The organism is Paenibacillus sp. AK121 (genome assembly GCF_019042715.1).
GTDB classification, from domain to species: Bacteria; Bacillota; Bacilli; order Paenibacillales; family Paenibacillaceae; genus Paenibacillus; species Paenibacillus polymyxa_C.
In genome coordinates this window covers 148,280-166,884 of record NZ_JAHPJM010000004.1, presented here as the reverse complement: position 1 = coordinate 166,884, position 18,605 = coordinate 148,280, and the positions used below count along the sequence as shown (strand labels likewise).

20 protein-coding genes are annotated in these 18,605 nt (G+C 48.1%); 13 read left to right on the top strand and 7 right to left on the bottom strand.

What is annotated here, in order from left to right; translation table 11 throughout:
- Positions 1–15: 15 nt before the first annotated feature.
- From KSP24_RS09600 to KSP24_RS09580, 5 genes are read left to right on the top strand one after another with little or no spacing between them, the layout of a single operon-like run.
- Positions 16–1,071, top strand: coding sequence for a dephospho-CoA kinase (locus KSP24_RS09600; RefSeq protein ID WP_216975015.1), 1,056 nt, complete (start codon positions 16–18; stop codon positions 1,069–1,071).
- A complete protein-coding gene (locus KSP24_RS09595) occupies positions 1,058–1,360 on the top strand; it encodes a lasso peptide biosynthesis PqqD family chaperone (RefSeq protein WP_013369858.1) in 303 nt (100 codons plus the stop codon). The genes KSP24_RS09600 and KSP24_RS09595 overlap by 14 nt, the downstream gene beginning before the upstream one ends.
- A 1-nt stretch (position 1,361) precedes the next feature.
- Positions 1,362–1,847 carry a lasso peptide biosynthesis B2 protein gene (locus KSP24_RS09590; RefSeq protein ID WP_013369859.1) on the top strand — a complete coding sequence of 162 codons (486 nt, stop codon included), beginning with the start codon at positions 1,362–1,364 and terminating at the stop codon, positions 1,845–1,847.
- Between the two features lie 51 nt (positions 1,848–1,898).
- A complete protein-coding gene (locus KSP24_RS09585) occupies positions 1,899–3,425 on the top strand; it encodes a nucleotidyltransferase family protein (protein ID WP_216975014.1) in 1,527 nt (508 codons plus the stop codon).
- 19 nt (positions 3,426–3,444) lie between these two features.
- Complete coding sequence (locus KSP24_RS09580; protein WP_216975013.1) at positions 3,445–5,304, top strand: ABC transporter ATP-binding protein; 1,860 nt, start codon at positions 3,445–3,447, stop codon at positions 5,302–5,304.
- Positions 5,305–5,323: 19 nt separating this feature from the next.
- On the opposite strand, the gene ku is transcribed toward KSP24_RS09580, so the two are convergent.
- On the bottom strand, positions 5,324–6,238 hold the full coding sequence (ku, locus tag KSP24_RS09575; protein WP_013369862.1) for a non-homologous end joining protein Ku: 915 nt from the start codon (positions 6,236–6,238) through the stop codon (positions 5,324–5,326).
- 209 nt (positions 6,239–6,447) lie between these two features.
- On the opposite strand from ku, the gene KSP24_RS09570 reads away from it, so the two are divergent.
- Together KSP24_RS09570 and KSP24_RS09565 are read left to right on the top strand one after the other, a co-directional pair.
- Complete coding sequence (locus KSP24_RS09570) at positions 6,448–6,687, top strand: hypothetical protein (RefSeq protein WP_013369863.1); 240 nt, start codon at positions 6,448–6,450, stop codon at positions 6,685–6,687.
- 51 nt (positions 6,688–6,738) lie between these two features.
- Positions 6,739–6,918 carry an H-type small acid-soluble spore protein gene (locus tag KSP24_RS09565; RefSeq protein ID WP_216975012.1) on the top strand — a complete coding sequence of 60 codons (180 nt, stop codon included), beginning with the start codon at positions 6,739–6,741 and terminating at the stop codon, positions 6,916–6,918.
- Positions 6,919–7,050: 132 nt separating this feature from the next.
- Here KSP24_RS09565 and KSP24_RS09560 read toward each other — a convergent pair whose 3' ends face one another.
- The 5 genes from KSP24_RS09560 to KSP24_RS09540 form a co-directional block, all read right to left on the bottom strand.
- Entirely contained in the window at positions 7,051–7,707 is a 657-nt protein-coding gene (locus KSP24_RS09560) for a 3-oxoacid CoA-transferase subunit B (RefSeq protein ID WP_013369865.1), read from the bottom strand.
- On the bottom strand, positions 7,700–8,368 hold the full coding sequence (locus KSP24_RS09555) for a CoA transferase subunit A (protein ID WP_216975011.1): 669 nt from the start codon (positions 8,366–8,368) through the stop codon (positions 7,700–7,702). Before KSP24_RS09555 ends, KSP24_RS09560 begins: the two co-directional genes overlap by 8 nt.
- 37 nt (positions 8,369–8,405) lie before the next feature.
- Positions 8,406–9,146 carry an acetoacetate decarboxylase gene (locus tag KSP24_RS09550; protein ID WP_013369867.1) on the bottom strand — a complete coding sequence of 247 codons (741 nt, stop codon included), beginning with the start codon at positions 9,144–9,146 and terminating at the stop codon, positions 8,406–8,408.
- A gap of 53 nt (positions 9,147–9,199) precedes the next feature.
- Positions 9,200–10,384, bottom strand: a complete 1,185-nt coding sequence (locus tag KSP24_RS09545) for an acetyl-CoA C-acetyltransferase (RefSeq protein ID WP_216975010.1) — start codon at positions 10,382–10,384, stop codon at positions 9,200–9,202.
- Positions 10,385–11,040: 656 nt separating this feature from the next.
- Positions 11,041–11,571, bottom strand: coding sequence for a cysteine hydrolase family protein (locus KSP24_RS09540; RefSeq protein WP_013369869.1), 531 nt, complete (start codon positions 11,569–11,571; stop codon positions 11,041–11,043).
- Between the two features lie 135 nt (positions 11,572–11,706).
- On the opposite strand from KSP24_RS09540, the gene tsaE reads away from it, so the two are divergent.
- From tsaE to tsaD, 4 genes are read left to right on the top strand one after another with little or no spacing between them, the layout of a single operon-like run.
- A complete protein-coding gene (gene tsaE / locus KSP24_RS09535; RefSeq protein ID WP_013369870.1) occupies positions 11,707–12,186 on the top strand; it encodes a tRNA (adenosine(37)-N6)-threonylcarbamoyltransferase complex ATPase subunit type 1 TsaE in 480 nt (159 codons plus the stop codon).
- A gap of 3 nt (positions 12,187–12,189) precedes the next feature.
- The gene (gene tsaB / locus KSP24_RS09530; protein WP_137078054.1) at positions 12,190–13,026 is read left to right on the top strand and encodes a tRNA (adenosine(37)-N6)-threonylcarbamoyltransferase complex dimerization subunit type 1 TsaB; all 837 of its coding nucleotides are present in this window, start codon (positions 12,190–12,192) and stop codon (positions 13,024–13,026) included.
- 16 nt (positions 13,027–13,042) lie between these two features.
- Complete coding sequence (rimI, locus tag KSP24_RS09525) at positions 13,043–13,558, top strand: ribosomal protein S18-alanine N-acetyltransferase (RefSeq protein WP_013369872.1); 516 nt, start codon at positions 13,043–13,045, stop codon at positions 13,556–13,558.
- Positions 13,555–14,619 carry a tRNA (adenosine(37)-N6)-threonylcarbamoyltransferase complex transferase subunit TsaD gene (gene tsaD / locus KSP24_RS09520; protein WP_137078055.1) on the top strand — a complete coding sequence of 355 codons (1,065 nt, stop codon included), beginning with the start codon at positions 13,555–13,557 and terminating at the stop codon, positions 14,617–14,619. The genes rimI and tsaD overlap by 4 nt, the downstream gene beginning before the upstream one ends.
- Before the next feature lie 547 nt (positions 14,620–15,166).
- Here tsaD and KSP24_RS09515 read toward each other — a convergent pair.
- Positions 15,167–17,131, bottom strand: coding sequence for an ABC-F family ATP-binding cassette domain-containing protein (locus KSP24_RS09515; RefSeq protein WP_017426495.1), 1,965 nt, complete (start codon positions 17,129–17,131; stop codon positions 15,167–15,169).
- A 269-nt stretch (positions 17,132–17,400) separates the two neighbouring features.
- Here KSP24_RS09515 and KSP24_RS09510 point away from each other — a divergent pair, with 269 nt between their 5' ends.
- Complete coding sequence (locus KSP24_RS09510; protein ID WP_216975009.1) at positions 17,401–18,054, top strand: 5-formyltetrahydrofolate cyclo-ligase; 654 nt, start codon at positions 17,401–17,403, stop codon at positions 18,052–18,054.
- A 38-nt stretch (positions 18,055–18,092) separates the two neighbouring features.
- Entirely contained in the window at positions 18,093–18,581 is a 489-nt protein-coding gene (moaC, locus tag KSP24_RS09505; protein ID WP_216975008.1) for a cyclic pyranopterin monophosphate synthase MoaC, read from the top strand.
- Positions 18,582–18,605 lie beyond the last annotated feature (24 nt).

Genomic DNA, 18,605 nt, shown 5'->3' with positions numbered 1-18,605 from the left:
TTTAAGAACAGGGGAGTGAGTCCTATCGCGCATGACAGGAGTGCCCAAAACAGTTGGGTGAAATATACAGCCTTTGGACTCAGGATTGCCAGTGAGCTGACTCTGCCTGAGCTGATCCCGGCAGAACCGGGATTGGTAGAGGATGTGGTCGTTCGACAGGTTGATTTGTCAGCATGGAGGGACCAACTGGAGCAGACCAATTTTGTAATACAGGGTGAACGCTTTATGTTCCTAATACCGGGCACGGCCATTTATGCCATCAGGGGAGGCCAGGAAATCGAGGTAAGTATGTTACCTGGGGCTGATCCTGACACCGTGCGGCTGTTTGTACTGGGCACATGCATGGGTGTTCTACTGTTGCAAAAACGGATTTTGCCTATTCACGGAAGTGCGGTTGCCATCGGAGGTCGGGCCTACGCATTTGTAGGTGAATCCGGCACGGGAAAATCGACGCTGGCTGCTGCCTTTAGACAGGCTGGCTATCAGATGATCAGTGATGACGTGATTGCTATAAACGTTACAGCTTCCGCAGCCATCGTATATCCGGCATATCCGCAGCAGAAGCTGGGGCTGGAAAGCTTGCTTCAACTGGAGGGATTACGGGAGAACAGGCATGTACGACAAAGAAAGCACGTCCTTTCCCTAACTGACGACAATCCTGTAAGGGCACAATACCGAGATTTGCGTAGGATTGCAGGGGAGTTCAATAAATATGCCGTGCCTGCTGTGGACGAATTTTATAACGATCCGCTTCCCCTGGGCGGCGTATTCGAGCTTGTGAGCGATTCTCCCAACCGTGAGTTGATGCGGGAAGGGGAGCCAGTGGCCGTTACGGAACAGCCCTTGAACAAACTGGAGTGCTTGCATACTTTACTACAGCATACATATCGTAGGGTGATCATTCCGCGAATGGGTTTGGGTGAATGGTATTTTGATACAGCGGCCCGGATGGCTCGGAAAGTGGAAGGCTGGCGACTGCTGAGGGATAGCTCCCTTTTTACGGCGTCCGAGGTTGTACAACGGGTACTTGAACTCATTCATAAGGAGGAAAAGAGTTATGGCAGCCACTAATCCAGCTAAGGATCATTATCGCGTCACGTATGGTGAAGAGGTCTATGTAAGTGATATGGACGGAGAAAAAGTGATGATGAGTATTCATACTGGAAAGTATTATAATTTGGGCTTCACCGGAGGACGGATCTGGGAACTGGCAGAATCCAGTCCTTCACTTGGAGATATTGTAACTGTCCTGATGAATGAATATGAAGTGGACGAGGAACAGTGCAGACAGCAGGTACATACCTTTGTAGCTGAATTGGAGCGGGAAGGATTGCTGAGACTCCTGCGGGAGTTGGACTAACATGCGGATACAACGGCTTCTTCTCTTGCCTCCAGAGGTCAGGAGATTGTTCCCGGAAGCCTGGCTGGAGCTGGGATGCGCGAGATTTCGCCAGCGTCGTTCTTTTGGAGATTACTCGGGGGCTTGGGGAAAATGCATGGAAGAAACTCCCTGGCAGTGCGAGATCGGGCAGGAGAAGTCTATCCGTCACATTTCACAAGCTGTGGATTTGGCCAGCCGTTATACTCCTTGGCGCAGTAGCTGTCTTGTACAAGCCGCTGCCGCTATGACGTTGCTGGTACGCAGAAAACTGGACTGCACACTGTATCTGGGCACAGCCAAAAATGCTGCGGGACAACTGGCCGCACATGCATGGGTACGCAGTGGGCCGATCTATGTCACGGGAGAACGGGAGATGGGGGCGTTTACCGTGGTGGGAATATTCGGGAGACGTGCTGGGACAGCTACAAATACGAAGACAGCGGATAAAGGCAGTTCTCTGTTTTAGTGCGATATAAAAGGAACAAAGAGCGTTCAAAGAATCGAAGGAGAAGAATCCATGACTACCAAGTCTATTTTGGAACTTGCGAATTGGAATGAGGATCAAGAATTCACGTTATTACTCTCTCTACTTCGTAAAGACGTCAATCTATGGCAGGATACGGCGACTGCTTTCCAGCTGCAGGAGATGGATTGGTCCCGCTTGCTGCGTCTGACAGAACACCATCGTGTGGTACCTACAGTGTATCTCCAGCTGAAAACGTTGAATCACCCGTTCATCCCCGCAGAATTGCTGCGAAACCTTCAGGCACAATATCAACGAAACACGCTACGCATGCTCCAGCTTCAAGCAGAAGCCGAGCGTCTGACCAGGCTGCTCACAGCTCATGGAATCCGTGTGCTGATGCTGAAGGGTCCTGCTCTGGCGCAGCAATTATACGGGGATGTTTCCCTGCGTACCTCTAAAGACATTGATTTACTTATTGCCCCGGATGACATGGATGAAGCGGAGCATTGGATGAAGGAAGCCGGATATGCGTCCAAAAGCGGAGAAGTACGCGTCCTTGGTAGCTGGAAGTGGAAGGATCATCATGCCTCCTTCCTACATCCGCAAAAGAGGTTAGAAATCGAGTTGCACTGGCGGCTTCACCCGGATGGAGGGCGGGAGCCCTCCTTTGACGAGCTTTGGGACTGTCGGCAAATGGGGAAGGCCGCAGGAGTTCGAGCCAGTCAGATGGCACCGGCGACTTCTGCCGACAACAGGAATGTGATGACATCCTGTATGTATACGCTTGGCAGCGAGCATCAATTTCTATACTTGAGCGCACACGGAGCGCGTCACGGCTGGTTCAGGCTGCGCTGGTTAGTAGACATCGACAGGCTTGCGGTACGCGCTGTCGATTGGGGGGTGCTACTGCCGCTAATGCGCCGTTACGGGGGCCTGCCTGCGGGCGGGCAGGCTTGGGCGCTGGCTGCTGCGCTGTTGGGTACGCCGATCCCGGAGCCGATGCGTCCGATATCGGCTACCCGGCAGGCGCACAGGCTTGCGCTGAGCGCGCTGGCCTTTATGCAGGCCAGCGTCCCCGCGCCGTACCCGGTTGCCAATCGGGCGGGTACAGGCAGACTCGTTCAGTCAGAGCTGTTGCCCAGCGTAGCTTTGACCGAGTCGATGAATACCGCACCTTTGAGTGGCGGTATTTCAGCCAGTAGAGCCGCAGGCGAAGCTGTTCTGTACGCCGTCAAGGATGCTGCTGACATACCGAAAGATGCCAGCAGTATCCTTGGTGACCCGGTGAATACAGTGAACACTGCTGTAAGCAGCCTTTCCAAGCCTGTAGGTGCTACTTCAGTCGCCCCCAGTCCAGCCATTGCTGGAGCTACAACAACAGCGTTTACCCCTCAGCCGGTTAGCCGCGCTTACTTGCTTTCCTTAAAGGAGCCAAGACACAGACTATGGTATCTCATCAGCCGTTTGTTTCCTTCTACGAGGGATTCAGTCGTTTTCCCACTGCCTCGCCAGCTGCATTTTTTGTATATTCCTTTACGTCCATTTCTTTGGCTGAAGCGGCGATTTACAAAGCACTGACCGATAAGGAGTGTACATTATGACTCACCTGCGAATATATATGACCAAGCTGTATGCTGTGAACGGCGGGGCACTAATTCTTAATATTGGATGTATGATCATCATCAGCTTACTGGAAGGTGTCGGCATTTATATGCTTATTCCTATGCTGGCGGCCATCGGTGTATTTGGTGGTCATTCAGAAATGCCATTTCTGTCGGATGGATTTGATTATTTTTTGCCGTACATTCCTAAAAGCTGGCTGTTGCCGGGGATGTTAATGCTTTTCGTAGTGCTGCTTACAGGGCAGGCTTGGCTTCAGCGTTACCAGTCCATTCTCAGCTCGCGGATTCAGCAGCGTTTTATGCGTTGCCTTCGCATAGACGTATACACTTCCTTTATGAAGGCGCAGTGGGCTTTTTATTTGCGTCAGCGTAAATCTGATTTTAGCCACGTGATGACGACCGAGCTGGCGCGTGTCAGTCAGGGAACGAATTTGCTCCTTCAACTGACCACAGCCATCATGTTTACGCTAATCCAGATTGCGCTGGCTTTTTGGTTGTCCCCTTCTTTAACCGGGCTGGTGTTTCTGAGTGGACTGGTGTTGTTTGTCGTGTTCCGTCGCTCCATCCGAAATGCCAAACAATTAGGTGATCGTACCACTGAACTGTCACAGGTTTATTTTGCCGGAATTACGGATCATATGAACGGGATGAAAGATATTAAAAGTAATCTGCTGGAAGCGGCGAATATCCATTGGTTTCGCTCTCTGACACAGCGTATGGAGGATAATACGACTCAGTTTGTTCGACAAAATGCGACCACGCAGTTTTTTCATCGCATAGCGGCAGCTGTTTTTGTCGTTAGTGTCCTATTTGTGTCGCTCCAGTGGCTGCATGTTACACCTGAAAAATTGATTGTGCTCATCCTTATATTTTCCCGCTTATGGCCCAGGTTTGCCCTTATTCAAGCGAGCCTGGAATACATCATGTCTATGATCTCTGCTTTTGAGAGTGTAACCAAAGTGCAACGAGAATGCGAGGCTTTCTCAGACCCCTCGTTGATCGGGCTTACATCTTCTAAGGCTCATGTCCCATTCGATTCATCGGTATATCATCTACCATCTATATCTGCACGGCAACCCCTATCCCTTCGTAATGGAATAGAATGCAGCCATTTGGATTATTGCTACGAGGGTGCGGCAGAACCTGCACTACGTCATATTAATTTGTTTATACCCGCCCGGGGAATGACTGCCATTGTAGGCAAATCAGGAGCAGGCAAAAGCACCTTGGTTGATGTCCTGATGGGTTTTATACGCCCAACTGAGGGGCAGATTAAAATCGATGGTCATGTGCTGGATGACGAATTGCTGCCGCTGTGGCGGCAGTCGTTTGGTTACGTGTCACAGGACCCATTTCTGTTCCATGCGACCATCCGCGAAAATTTGAAGCTGGCTGATAAGGATGCCAGTGAACAGCAGCTATGGGAGGCGCTACATTTTGCAGCCGCAGACAACTTTGTATCCAGACTGCCTGAAGGGCTGGACACGGTCATTGGTGATCGCGGGATCCGTCTGTCCGGGGGAGAGCGTCAACGGCTGGTATTAGCGCGGGCCATTTTGCATCATCCTCCTGTACTTATTTTGGATGAAGCGACAAGTGCGCTGGATGGTGAGCATGAGGCTGCAATTCAGGCAGCATTGGAACGGATGAAAGGTCAAATGACGTTGATCGTGATCGCTCACCGTCTGTCAACGATCAGACATGCGGATCAAATTGTTGTAATGGATCAAGGTGAGGTCATACAGCAGGGGAACTACCGCCAATTGGAAGAAGAGGAGCGGGGGGCGTTTAGTCAGCTACTATCGTATCAAAGCAGTATCAGCGCCGCCCCTTAATCAGACTTTTCTGTAAAGCTCAAGTTTCTTTACGTTTGGTGGTGCTTCTTCTCTTTTTGACTGGAGTCGGAGAGAGGGCGTCGCCTGCCACAGCCTGCTGTGCTGTCACGGCTGCTGGTTTACGCGTAGGACGTTTTTTCGCAGCAGGACCAGGATCGGTAACGACAGGCTTCACTGCCTCAATACTGGCTTGAAGGGCAGCCATTAAGTCAACCACATTGGTCTGAGGCTGTGTTGGGGCAATTCGCACCTCTTCACCAGCCACTTTATGCTGGATAAGATCCAGCAGACGTTCGCGATACTGATCCGTATACTTTGCTGCATCAAAAGGGGTAGATAGCTGCTCAATCAGCATTTTTGCCATGGTCAGCTCTTTCTCTTTAACCTCCTCCTGTCCAGGTAAGTTGGGAACTTGAGCAATGGGACGGATTTCGTCCGGATAAAACATGGTCTCCACCGCCAAGCATTCATCCAGCACGCGAATGGCTGCCAGACTACTTTTTGAGCGGATGGAGATTTGGGCAATCCCGATTTTTCCGGTATCTTTCATTGCATTCATGAGTAGCTTATACGCATTCGAGCCAGCCTGATCCGGGGACAAATAATACGTTTTTTGAAAGTAGATCGGATCAATTTCCTGTAAATCCACAAAGTCCAAAATTACGATATTTTTATCGGCTTGTCCGCTAACTTGCTCCAGTTCTTCCTTGTCGAACATGACAAATTTTCCTTTTTCATATTCGTACCCTTTTCCAATTTCCTCCCATTCAACCTCCTTATCACAAACAGGGCACTTCCGTACATAGCTTAGTGGACTCCCACACTCCTTGTGAATATAACGCATGGAAATGTCCTTGTCCTCAGTTGCTGAGAACATTTTAACTGGCACATGAACCAGCCCGAAGCTGATCGCGCCTTTCCAGACCGTATGCATACCGCCAGTCCTCCTTTTTTTAATCCTCATATTTCATATTTCGATTCCGGGCACCCGGGCTGTGAGCATTTCATTTTTCACTTAGTATGCTTCGTACAAAAGATTGTATGAGATGCAAATGAAGGCTCGAATTGCTTTCACTTGCGCATGGTTTCGGTTTTTTTGGTGAATGTTAAGCCATATCCGATTCAAAAGGAGGTATACAACTGATGCCTAGAAAACCCTATCCTCAGCAGATCAGTCATCGTGTGGGGCAAAGTCACATTGCCTTTCGAGGGCCTGCTGGAGGCGAACAGGATGCATTGCCGCCCGAGTTTGCTCTTTCACATGGAACGCCGCCGCCTTTTCCCGTAGCTGTTGCTCATGTGGATATGGAGGCTGTAGTTTCAACATCGCCTTCTCATAGCTTTCCTTCATTGGATGTGGAACGGATTATAGACGAAGACTAGGTGACCTATATTTTGAATTTTGCACAAAAAAAAGAGTAGGAGGAGAACAGCATGAACGTGGAACGAGCAAAAGCCATTTATGATTCATCCGAAACGATTGCCGTCCAATTGGATGGCAAACCGATTTGGATTGAGCATATAGATGAAGCGAATGGTATGGCAACGGTACAGATCGGCAGCAGACCTGGCGATACACAAACCGTTCGTGTAGATCGACTGGAAGAACAATAGAAGAGAGGCTCCAACCTAAAAAGGCTCGCAATTGCTCAATGAGCAATTAGCGAACCTTATTTTATATAATGAATGCGATTGTGAAGACAAGTTAAACGCCAGACAAGTTAATTTGAAGGTGGAACTGATTTTTTACACTGCAATGGTCTTTAAATGTGGAGAAACCATCAACTCAGCCTCTGTCGCCATTTGAACATCTTCCACCGACAAACCTGGAGCAATTTCCTTGAGCATCAGCCCTTTACCCGGTATAACATCAATGACACCTTTTTCGGTTACAATGGTCTTTACCACATTTACAGCGGTTAGGGGCAGCTTGCATTGTTTCAGTATTTTCGGCGCCCCATTTTTGTTCACATGCTCCATGGCTACAATCACTCTCTTGGCTCCAACCACCAAATCCATGGCCCCACCCATGCCTGGCACCTTTTTCCCGGGGATCATCCAGTTTGCAAGGTTGCCTTTTTCATCGACCTCCAGGGCACCCAAAACGGTGACGTCCACATGCCCTCCACGTATGATGGAAAATGAAAGCGCACTGTCAATAAAGCAGGCTCCTTTCACGGTTGTAACGTAGTTTCCGCCTGAATCGATACAATCGAGTCTTTCTTTTCCCGGAGCTGCTTTGGGGCCAACGCCGACGATTCCGTTCTCCGCCTGCAGCATAATATTAACGTTTTCGGGGATGTAGTCCACCGCCATTGTAGGCAATCCAATACCAAGATTAACCACTTCACCATCTTTGAATTCTTGGGCTATTCTTCTAATAATCAATTCTCTATTATTCATTATCTCCACCCACCTTTACAATCGCGTCGACAAATATTCCGGGAACGTTGATATGATTGGGGTCGATTTCCCCCGCTTTCACGTATTCGTCTGTCTGAGCAACTACATACTCGGCTGCGGTAGCCATCACCAAATTGAAGTTGCGTGAAGAGCCGTTGATGACAAGGTTCCCTGCTTCATCAGCTTTATGGGCTCTGATAAGCGCCACATCGGCTTTGAGCGGTAGTTCGAGCAGATATTCTCTTTCGTCAATTTTGATTTTCTTTTTTCCTTCCTCTACAATGGTGCCTACACCTACGGGGGTTAAAATACCACCCAAACCAGCTCCGCCTGCGCGTATTTTTTCAGCGAGCGTCCCTTGCGGGAAGAGTTGAACATCCGCTTCTTTCGTCATCAGGAGTCTTCCCGTTTCCGGATTGGAGCCGATATAGGATGCAAAAATCCGCTTGACTCTGCCACTTTTCACAAGTCTATAAATAGATAATTCCGGTGTGCCTGTGTCATTGGAAATGATCGTAAGATTATCAGCGGAATTTAAGTCGACAAGCGCACGCACCAGCTCCTCCGGAATGCCTCCTTGCATAAAACCCCCAACCATCACCGTGTCTCCGTCTTTAATTTTCTTAATTGCTTCTTCAGCGGAGTTTACTTTTTTATTCATGGTTCCGTCTCCTTATCTATTTTTAGGAAAGCAAACTTTATTGGAGATAATCGTATAGGACTCTTCCATATGGAAGCGTTAAATCGGCAATAAAATGTTTTCCGCCAACATAAGTTTTAACCGGCAAATCTGCCACAGGAGCATTGACATGGGGGATCAAGCTTAATCTGGCAGGCCCTGACCAGGCTCCTTTTACAGTAATATTTTCAAGATTATATGCCACTAGCTGAGCAATTTTAGGAGTGCCGTCCACATCAGGAATTAATTTTAAATTAACTTGCGTTTTTGCGATGGCTTTAGCCGTTTCCTTTTCATCAAGCACGTTATATTTGAAAGGGGTGGTTCCCATAGCTACCAGGACGTTATTGTAATGCAATGTACCCGTCAGCGTCTCTGTATCCTCAACGACCAGGCGAGGCTTCGCCCATTTTTTCGGAAATCCCCAGATTTCACGTCCCCCCAGAATAGCAGGTGCATTATCCAAATACATTTGGGCAACAAAATTACACGGTTCTCCCTGAAAAGTACACGGAATGACAATACCGCTTTCCTCATAGCTTCCCAAACCGGATGAATCGGGCATTTTGATCCATTCATAGGAGACCGTATTACTTCCATCTGGCTGAAGTGGTTCCGGGACCGCCTGTCTTATCGCAGCGGGATCGGATTCATAGGTAATAATGAAGAATTCCCGGTTGATGAAGCGGCATGGCGGGCGTCCATAACTGCCGCTGGCCGCAGGCATGGATTGAAGTGAAAGTACATCTTTTTGATTCATAGCGATCTCCCTTCCTTTTTAAGAGGTATTTCAACAATCATTGAAAACGAACTTTAAATGAGTGCATTTTCAACCAGCATTGCTATTCCCATTCCCGTTCCGATGCATAACGAGACTACGCCGTAACGTGAAGATCTGCGCACCATTTCATGAACTAACGTAACCAATACCCTAGCACCGCTTGCACCAACAGGATGACCGATTGCGATCGCGCCGCCATTGACATTGACCTTTTCCGGACTGACTCCCAGCTCTTTTTGCACCGCTAGTGCTTGTGCAGCGAACGCTTCATTAATTTCAAAGAGATCAATGTCATCAATCGACATTCCCTGTTTCTTCAGCAGTGACGAAATGGCTTTTACCGGTCCCATTCCCATATATGCAGGGTCAACACCAACAAGCGAATAACCCTTGATATATGCCAACGGCTTTAACGCATGTTCCTTACATTTATCTTCCGACACGACTAACATAGCTGCCGCACCATCATTGATTCCCGAAGCATTTCCGGCAGTAACCGTTCCGTCCTCTTTAAACGCAGGCTTCAAGTTTGAAAGTTTTTCTTTCGTCGTATTTCCTCTTATGTGTTCGTCTTCTGTGAAATAAGTAGTTTCTTTTTTGTTTTTGATCATGACCGGAACAATTTGCTCTTCAAAAAACTTGTTGTTTTTTGCTTCGAAAGCCTTTATCTGGCTTTCATAGGAGAATGAATCTTGCTCCAGTCTTGAGATTCCATATTTTTCGGCAACATTTTCGGCAGTAATTCCCATATGGTAATGGTTGATTGGGCATGTTAGGCCGTCAGCCACCAGGGAGTCTACCAATTCACCGTTGCCAAGCTTATAGCCGTTTCTTGCATTTTTTAGCAGATAAGGGGCGTTCGACATGCTCTCCATGCCTCCAGCCAAGACGATGTTTCCTTGCTCCGCCAATATTGAATCGTAAGCTAACGCGACGGCATGAAGTCCTGAACCGCAAACCGTGTTTATCGTTGATTCGGGTACATCAATGGGGATACCCGCTTTTAGTGCCGCCTGTCTGGCAGGATTTTGACCATTGCCCGCTTGAAGAACATTTCCCATAAAAATTTGATCAATCAAAGAAGGCTCCAATTTACTTTGCTGCAGGCATGCTGTCATCACGGTTGCTCCCAATTCAGGAGCGCTTAGAGGCGCAAGGGTTTTGTTAAAAGAACCGACCGCTGTTCTCAACGGGCTTACTATAGCTACTTTTTTCATAAAAACTCACATTCCTTTCGCTGTGTTCGAGACACAATACATCCATGACTGCACTTCAATTCATACTTTCCGGTCCTAACCTGCGAAACGTAGAAACTGCAAGATACATTTACATGCGGGCATATCATGGTGCCTAAGACAGTGAGTGTGACGGTCCGATCGCCTTCTTTCGTTGCTGGAAATTAAAACCAGAATTATCATAGTTCTAATACAGATTTTGCTCAATGTTCAAATCTTTACATATATCCAAATATAGAGCCATATCTTCCACAATAAATAGGCCATCCTAATGTTTTCTGTTAATTTCTTGATCTTTCTGAAAATTGTGATCAAAAATTGAATTTTATGTTAAATATGAAATTTCAAATCAACCTGTGAAAATAATTTCTTAGCAAATCATTTAGATCATCGCAGGGGAGGAAATCCCTTTATATGTAAATTTGTAACTGACTTATAGCATCTAAAAAAGCTAGGCAAGTTGCCAATCAAAATGAATACATTTGGAATTCGGATAAACATAAATCCATATAAGCCTGAGCCACCTATAGCATTGACGTTATAACGTCAGTGTTTTTTATTTGCTCGCGTGAACAAAAAAAGAAGCCGACCTGCTTGAAAGCAATCGGCTTGGAACGTAAAAAATTCACTTCTACATTTCACGAAAAATGTACATCTGCCGTTGTGAGCAAACGTGCAAAACGATTACCTAGCACGGCATTGTGATGAGCTACGATTTGTTCGCCGCTTAGTACCTTGCTATCAAATGTACTATGCGCATCCGATACGAGCACGTTGTTCTGGTATCCCAGACTATAGGCGCTTCGACAAGTCGTGTCGAGACAAAATTCAGTCTGCATCCCGGCAATAATCAGCTGTTCCGCCCCCAATTCCTGGAGCACATCACGCAATTCAGTTTGGTAGAAGCTGTCCCAGGATGATTTTCGGACAATTCGTTCATGAGGAAGAGGACGCACCACGTCGGCGATGGCCCAGCCTACACTGTTTTCCCGGAAATCCTCATCCGCTTCATCGGTATGCTGCACGAAAATTACTGGTGTGCCGATAGTTCTGGCTTCGGTCAAAAGCTGCTGTAAATGCGCTACAACTTCCTGCTCACGATACAGCTTCTCATCATACATGAACATTGCCTGCTGAACATCAATCAAGAGTAAAACGGTTTGTCCCATCAGTTTGATTCCCTCCTTGTGTGTAACACTTAACTTACAATAGCATGTCTTCATGCCTTGCGGCGACATAAGGTGAACTATATAATAAAGAACAAGTTGGAACGGTCCGATTCGGACGAAAGGTGATTAAAAGATATGACAATTTCGCAGGAACAGTTTGTATTCCGTTCTGTCTCAGAGGCACAGACTGGGACATTAGCAGGCTTTTTGGCAGCCCAAGCGGTTCCCGGAACCGTGATTGTGCTTGACGGAGATCTGGGAGCGGGCAAGACTGCTTTTTCCAAGGCTTTTGCCAGCCATTTAGGTGTACCGGGTATCGTAAATAGTCCAACCTTTACTCTCATTAAGGAGTACGAGGGCCGATTGCCTTTGTATCATATGGATGTATACCGGATTTCCCAAGACGAGGCGGAGGATCTTGGACTGGACGAATATTTTTATGGGACAGGAGTATGTCTGGTGGAATGGGGTAGTATTATACCGGATATGTTGCCGGATCAGCGGCTTCACATGTATATAGAAACAACGGATGTAGGGGAGCGCTTGATTCACCTGACCGGGTACGGCGAGCCTTATGAACAATGGTGCCGCATTTTGCGGGAGAATGGAGTTTGAACCATGCAAAGAGAGCATACAGATGTAAATGAAAAGCCGCGTGAGCGGTTTTTGACGTTAGATACAGCGACGACCGTAATGGCGGCCGCCCTAATGAACGGAAAAGAGCTGCTGGGAGAAAGTAACGTTTATGGCGAACGCAATCACTCGGTGCATGTCATTACCGAGCTGGAACGGCTCTTGAGCGAAGCAGGACTGACACGCGATGATGTGGACGGTCTTGCAGTAGGGGTTGGACCGGGATCTTACACCGGTATCCGAATCGCGGTGACCGCAGCCAAAACACTAGCTTGGGCCTGGGGCGTTCCGGTGACATCCATTTCCACTTTGCACGCTTTGGCGTGGGGTGGTTGGAACCGTGGTATCGAGCTGAAGGGGCAAGAAGGTAAACATGAGTCTGTGAATAACGACTCGCCCGGGGCGCAGGCAGCAGATTGGATTGTACCTGTGCTGGATGCGCGCCGCGGTCAGGTGTACACGGGGCTGTTCGCCGCAAATACAGTTAAAGACATCGGTAGCCCGCAACGGTTAGAGCCGGATGCCATCCGGTTGATGACTGCGTGGACCGATGATTTGCTGCAACGTTTGGAGGTTTTGCCTGCCGAGGAGCGTCCTGCGGTTATTTGGCTCGTCGGTGAAACGGCGGTTCACGCCGAAACAGCCGAGCGCTTGCGTGCATGGAGCGAGCTTCGTATCGTGCCTTATGAACTGGAAGGAAAATGGGTTGGCCGCCTTGGGGCGGATAAGCTGCTTCGTCAGGAATATGACGAGCTACATACGCTGGTTCCGAATTATACCCAGCTGGCGGAGGCGGAAGCCAATCTGCTTCGTCAGCGCTGAAGAGGCGGTGAGCAACATGGCAAAGAACATACAGCGGGAAGAGAAACTTGAGTTTCGCTTAATGCAACTGGATGACATCCCCGATGTGCTGGAGATTGAGCATGAAGCGTTCACGTTGCCGTGGACGGAGGAAGCCTTCCGCAATGAGCTGACAATGAATCATTTTGCTAAATATATGATTATGGAACTTAATGGACGAGCTATTGGTTACGCAGGTATGTGGACGATTATGGATGAGGCCCATATTACGAATATTGCGGTTCGTGAGGCTTATCGTGGACGCAAGCTTGGAGACAAGCTGTTGGATGAGCTGATGCAGACCGCATCTTATTTAGGGATGGAGCGTATGACCCTAGAGGTACGGGTAACGAACCGGATCGCTCAGGGCTTGTATGAGAAAAAGGGCTTTAAGCCCGCGGGTGTGCGCAAGGGCTATTATTCGGATAATAACGAGGATGCCGTGATCATGTGGGCGGATCTTCCCGCACACGGGGCATCCGGTGAACAGGAAGGAAGCGTGCAGGAGCAATGACGCAAGCGGAAAAAGCAGGTACAGGCTCTGCCTCTGGCGAGCCTTGCTATATACTGGCAGTGGAAACGAGTTGTGATGAAACGGCAGTTTCTGTCGTGAAAAATGGCACAGAGGTGCTTTCGAATCTGATTTCCAGTCAGATTGAAACACACAAAGCCTTTGGCGGTGTTGTGCCAGAGGTAGCATCACGTAAACATGTGGAAAGCATTACCTACATGCTGGATGAGGCTATGCAAACATCGGGAATCAGCCCCCGCGAGATTTCAGCGGTTGCCGTGACACAAGGACCAGGACTGGTTGGCGCATTGCTGGTTGGTATTGTCGCCGCCAAGAGTGTGGCTATGGCGTTCGGCAAACCGCTAATCGGAACGCATCATATTGCGGGACATATTTATGCCAATCAGTTGGAGCATGATATTGTATATCCGTGCATTGCTCTTGTGGTGTCAGGGGGGCATACCGAGCTGGTGCTGATGGAATCCGAAGGGCAATTTCAGCTTATTGGTCGTACGAGGGATGATGCGGTTGGAGAAGCCTACGACAAAGTAGCGCGAGCCATCGGATTTCCGTATCCCGGCGGTCCGCATGTGGATCGTGTAGCTCATGAATCGGAGGAAGTGGTTACTTTGCCGCGTGCATGGCTGGAGCCGGATTCTTATGATTTTAGCTTTAGCGGCTTGAAATCGGCGGTGCTGAATGTAATTAACCAGACGAAAATGCGCGGAGAAACCGTTCATGCGGGAGCGATTGCAAGAGGCTTTCAAGAGTCGGTCGTAGAGGTGCTGGTAGAAAAAGCGATTCGCGCTATGCGTGAATACGGTGCGAAGCAGCTGCTGCTTTGCGGCGGAGTTGCTGCCAATCGTGGACTACGTACAGCATTGCGGGAACGCTGTGAGCGTGAAGGCATCAAACTGCTTGTACCATCCATGAAATACTGTACAGATAATGCAGCGATGATCGGTGCCGCAGCATACGCCAAGTGGAAGCGCGGAGAATTCACCTCATTGGACATGAAAGCTGATCCAGGGCTGTCTCTGGAAGAGTGGTCTGTTCAAACTTAATTGAACGAATAGGAAGGACACGACACATCTTTGGGGTCGTGTCTTTTCTGTTTCGCGCTATACATATATATAAATAGAATTTCAAGAGGATAAAATACAGGAGTTTGAGCGTATGAATGCCGGTATCTTATTTCCTCGCATGATTCGTCACAATGGTTCACGATTTTTCATGTTCCACCAAAAAGATTATCAAAATTTTATACTGCCCGAATAATGATGTGATTTGTCAAGTTGTGAACAAAGTTATCCACATATACCGTTAAAAATGTGGATAAATAGGCTCAAAGCAAGCAGGCTAAGACTTTTAGCAGATAGCTGGATGGGGGATATATCATAGCTATAGTGATTGTGAAATCTGTGGATAATGTGGATAAAATGGTGGATAAATTTGGTTTTCATTTGAAGTTGGCGGTTTATCAATAAAAAAATGGCCTAAAAGGCCATTTTCCAATATCGTCCATGCACAAAATCTGTGGATATTCTTGTGTACAAAAAATAGAAGAGGGAAATGTGAAATTTTTATGGCTAAGATTTTATGCAGCAGCTTTTATGCCTCAAGCAGTTCCTCCCAGGATGCATAGGTTTCAGTCAATTCCTGTTTATGGGTGTCGAGTTGTGCCTGAATATTCTGAAGTGCTGTGTAATCCTGATAAATCTCGGGCAGGGTCATTTGTTCTTCCAATCCTACAATTTGTTCCTCCAGTGTTTTGATTTTGTTTTCCAATGCCTCCAGCTTGCGTTGACGGCTGCGTTCCTCGCTTTTGGCTTGTTTGTCTGCCGCATAGGTGGCTGCGCGTGATTTGGGAGTGGTCTCGTCTGTTACAGATGCAGAGGCAGACGATGTTTTGCCACGAGTGGACTGACTTGCCTCGAGAGCTTCCTGTGCGATTTCCTCCAACTCTTGTTTTTTAGCTACATAGTCATCATAATTCCCCAGGAAATGTTCTATCCCTTCAGGATGAAGTTCAATGACACGTTCAGCCATTTTGTTAAGGAAATAACGGTCATGGGATATGAACAACAGTGTACCGTCATAGTCCATCAGAGCCGCTTCCAGCACTTCCTTGCTAAACAGATCCAGATGGTTGGTAGGCTCATCGAGAATTAATACGTTGGCTTCACGCAGCATTAGCTTGGCCAGTGATACGCGGGCTTTTTCTCCTCCGCTTAATGAAGCTACCTTTTTCAGTACATCGTCACCGCTAAATAGGAAATTACCCAGCACTGTCCGAATCCGTGCTTCTTCCATATGAGGGTACTCGCTCCATAACTCCTCCAGCACGGTATTGGCGGGGTTCAGGTTTGTCTGCTCCTGGTCATACAGACCGATTTTGATCTTCGTACCCCAGTGGATGGACCCAGCTGCAGGTTTAAGTGAGCCGGTCAGGCATTTGAGTAAAGTCGATTTTCCGATCCCGTTCGGACCAATCAGTGCCACCGTATCTCCTCGTTTTAAGTCAAAGGAGGCATGCTGAAATAAAGGCTTTTTCCCCTCATACGCTACGGAAAGGTCGCGCACCTCTAATACTTCCTTACCCGACATATAGGCGGTTTCAAAAGAAAAGTGGGCTTTTTTCAAATCGCCCATAGGTCGATCCATACGATCCATTTTATCTAGCTGCTTGCGGCGGCTTTGGGCACGTTTGGTTGTAGAGGCTCGCACGATGTTGCGTTGTATAAATGCCTCCATCCGTGCGATCTCCTCTTGCTGCTTTTCGTAATGCTTGAGGTTTGTTTCATACTCGGCAGCCTTTAGTTCCATATAGCGGCTGTAATTGCCTGTATAGCGAGTGGAGCGATGGCGTTCGATTTCAACAATCGTCGTCACCAGTCGATCCAGAAAATATCGGTCATGTGATACGACCAGCAGGGAGCCGGAGTAGCCACGCAAATAGTCTTCCAGCCAGGTCAATGTCTGAATATCCAGATAGTTGGTAGGCTCATCGAGCATAAGGACATCTGGAGCGAGCAGTAGGATGCGTGCTAGCGCAAGCCTGGTTTTTTGACCTCCGCTCAGGGTGACTACAGGCGTCTCGGGTGCAAATGAACCAAAGCCCATGCCGTGTAGCACGCTGCGAACACGGGTCTCCATTTCATAACCGCCGTGATCCTTGAACCAGTCTGAGCGTCGTGCATAGCGTTCAAGCAGATCGGCATAACGCTTTTCGTTCTGCGCATTGGCCGGATCGGCGATTTCCTGCTCCATCTGCCGAAGTTCCCTTTCTGCTGCAATCAGCGGTTCGAACACCAGCATCATCTCATCCCAAATCGAACGATCAGAATCCAAACCGCTGTTTTGCGCCAAATAACCGATGCTGGTTTCCTTTGCTTTAAAGATTTGTCCACTGTCATAGGATATTTCGCCAGCAATGATTTTGAGCAGGGTCGATTTGCCTGCACCGTTCACACCTACCAGTCCAATACGTTCACGTTCCAATATTTGAAGGTTAATCCCGTCCAGAACGGGCTCAATTCCATAGGATTTAGTAATTCCGGTTACTTGCAATAGCATAGCGTATCGTTCCTCCATTACATTTTGCACAGTTCTTCCTGCCTTTTTCGCAGGTACCTTCCTTCCAGTTTACATGAAATTACCCACTATTGCACTGCTTTCACCCCCTAAACCCTTGAGCCGCATGTAGTCAATTTGTATAAACAATGATAAACTTAAACGAGAAGTGAAAAAGAATGAAAAAAACTTGCAACGTACAGCACTTACTGACAAATGGGACAATTGTAACGTGTTGATGATTATCGACGATTGTGCGGGAGGGCGGATGTGTGGATGTCTGTAATGTGAAGAACGCGCTGCGTGTACAGCAACGGGAAGCGCGTGACTCCATGGACCCGCTGACAAGGCAGAAGGCATCGGCTGTGGCCTGTCGGCATGCAATCGAGGCATGGGAGCAGCTTAGAATAGACAGAAACGGGGATAAGCTAACCTTATTTAGTTATCTCTCTTTTGGCAGCGAGATTTCTACGACTCCCCTCATTGAGCATTGTTGGTCACAGGGAGATCGTGTCCTGGCCCCGAGAGTGGATTCGGTAACCCGAACCATGGAGCTGAGGGAGATGGATCAGTATGGAAATATGGTACCCGGCGTATGGAACATTCCTGAGCCTGTATTGACATGCAAGGAATGGTTGCCTGAAATGTGGACGGGAATCGACTGGGTTGTTGTGCCCGGCTTGGCCTTTGATCGTCGTGGAGGCAGGATCGGCTATGGCGGAGGCTACTATGATCGCTTTACCGCACAGGTAGAGGCAGTGAAGCGTAATAATGGTTCCGTAGGTCCGCTTTATGTCTCGCTTCTGTTGCCGGGACAATTGTTGGCACAAGTACCCATGGAGCCGGGAGATTTGCGAGTGGACGTGCTGTTTACACCGGAAGGACGCTTAGATTGTAATCATGCAAAATCCACAAAAGATGAATGAAGTAAAGTTGGGTATGTGAAAGGAGCTGTGAGGGAGTCATGGATTCCTTTACTCATTTTAACGAACAGGGACGGGCTCGTATGGTAGATATTTCGGACAAAACGTCTACGGTTCGTACAGCAGTCGCCGTGACTCAGATTACGATGAACCCGGCTACATTGACGGCTGTAAAAGAAGGAAGAATCGGCAAGGGTGATGTACTTGCTGTAGCTCAGGTCGCAGGGATTCAAGGTGCGAAAAAAACGTCAGACTGGATACCGATGTGTCATCCGCTGGCGCTGACAGGCGTGAACATTACTTTTTCCGATAATGGACATGATGTGCTTCATATTGAAGTTGAAGTGAAGACCGAGGGTAAGACAGGTGTAGAAATGGAAGCTTTGACAGCGGCTTCAGCCGCAGCGTTAACCGTGTATGATATGTGCAAGGCGCTGCAAAAAGATATGATCATCGGCCCTACCATGCTGCAATCCAAAACGGGTGGCAAGCATGGTGATTTTCAAAGGGAGGACCACCAGAAACCTTGACATAGACAACATTGTCGCCGAGAG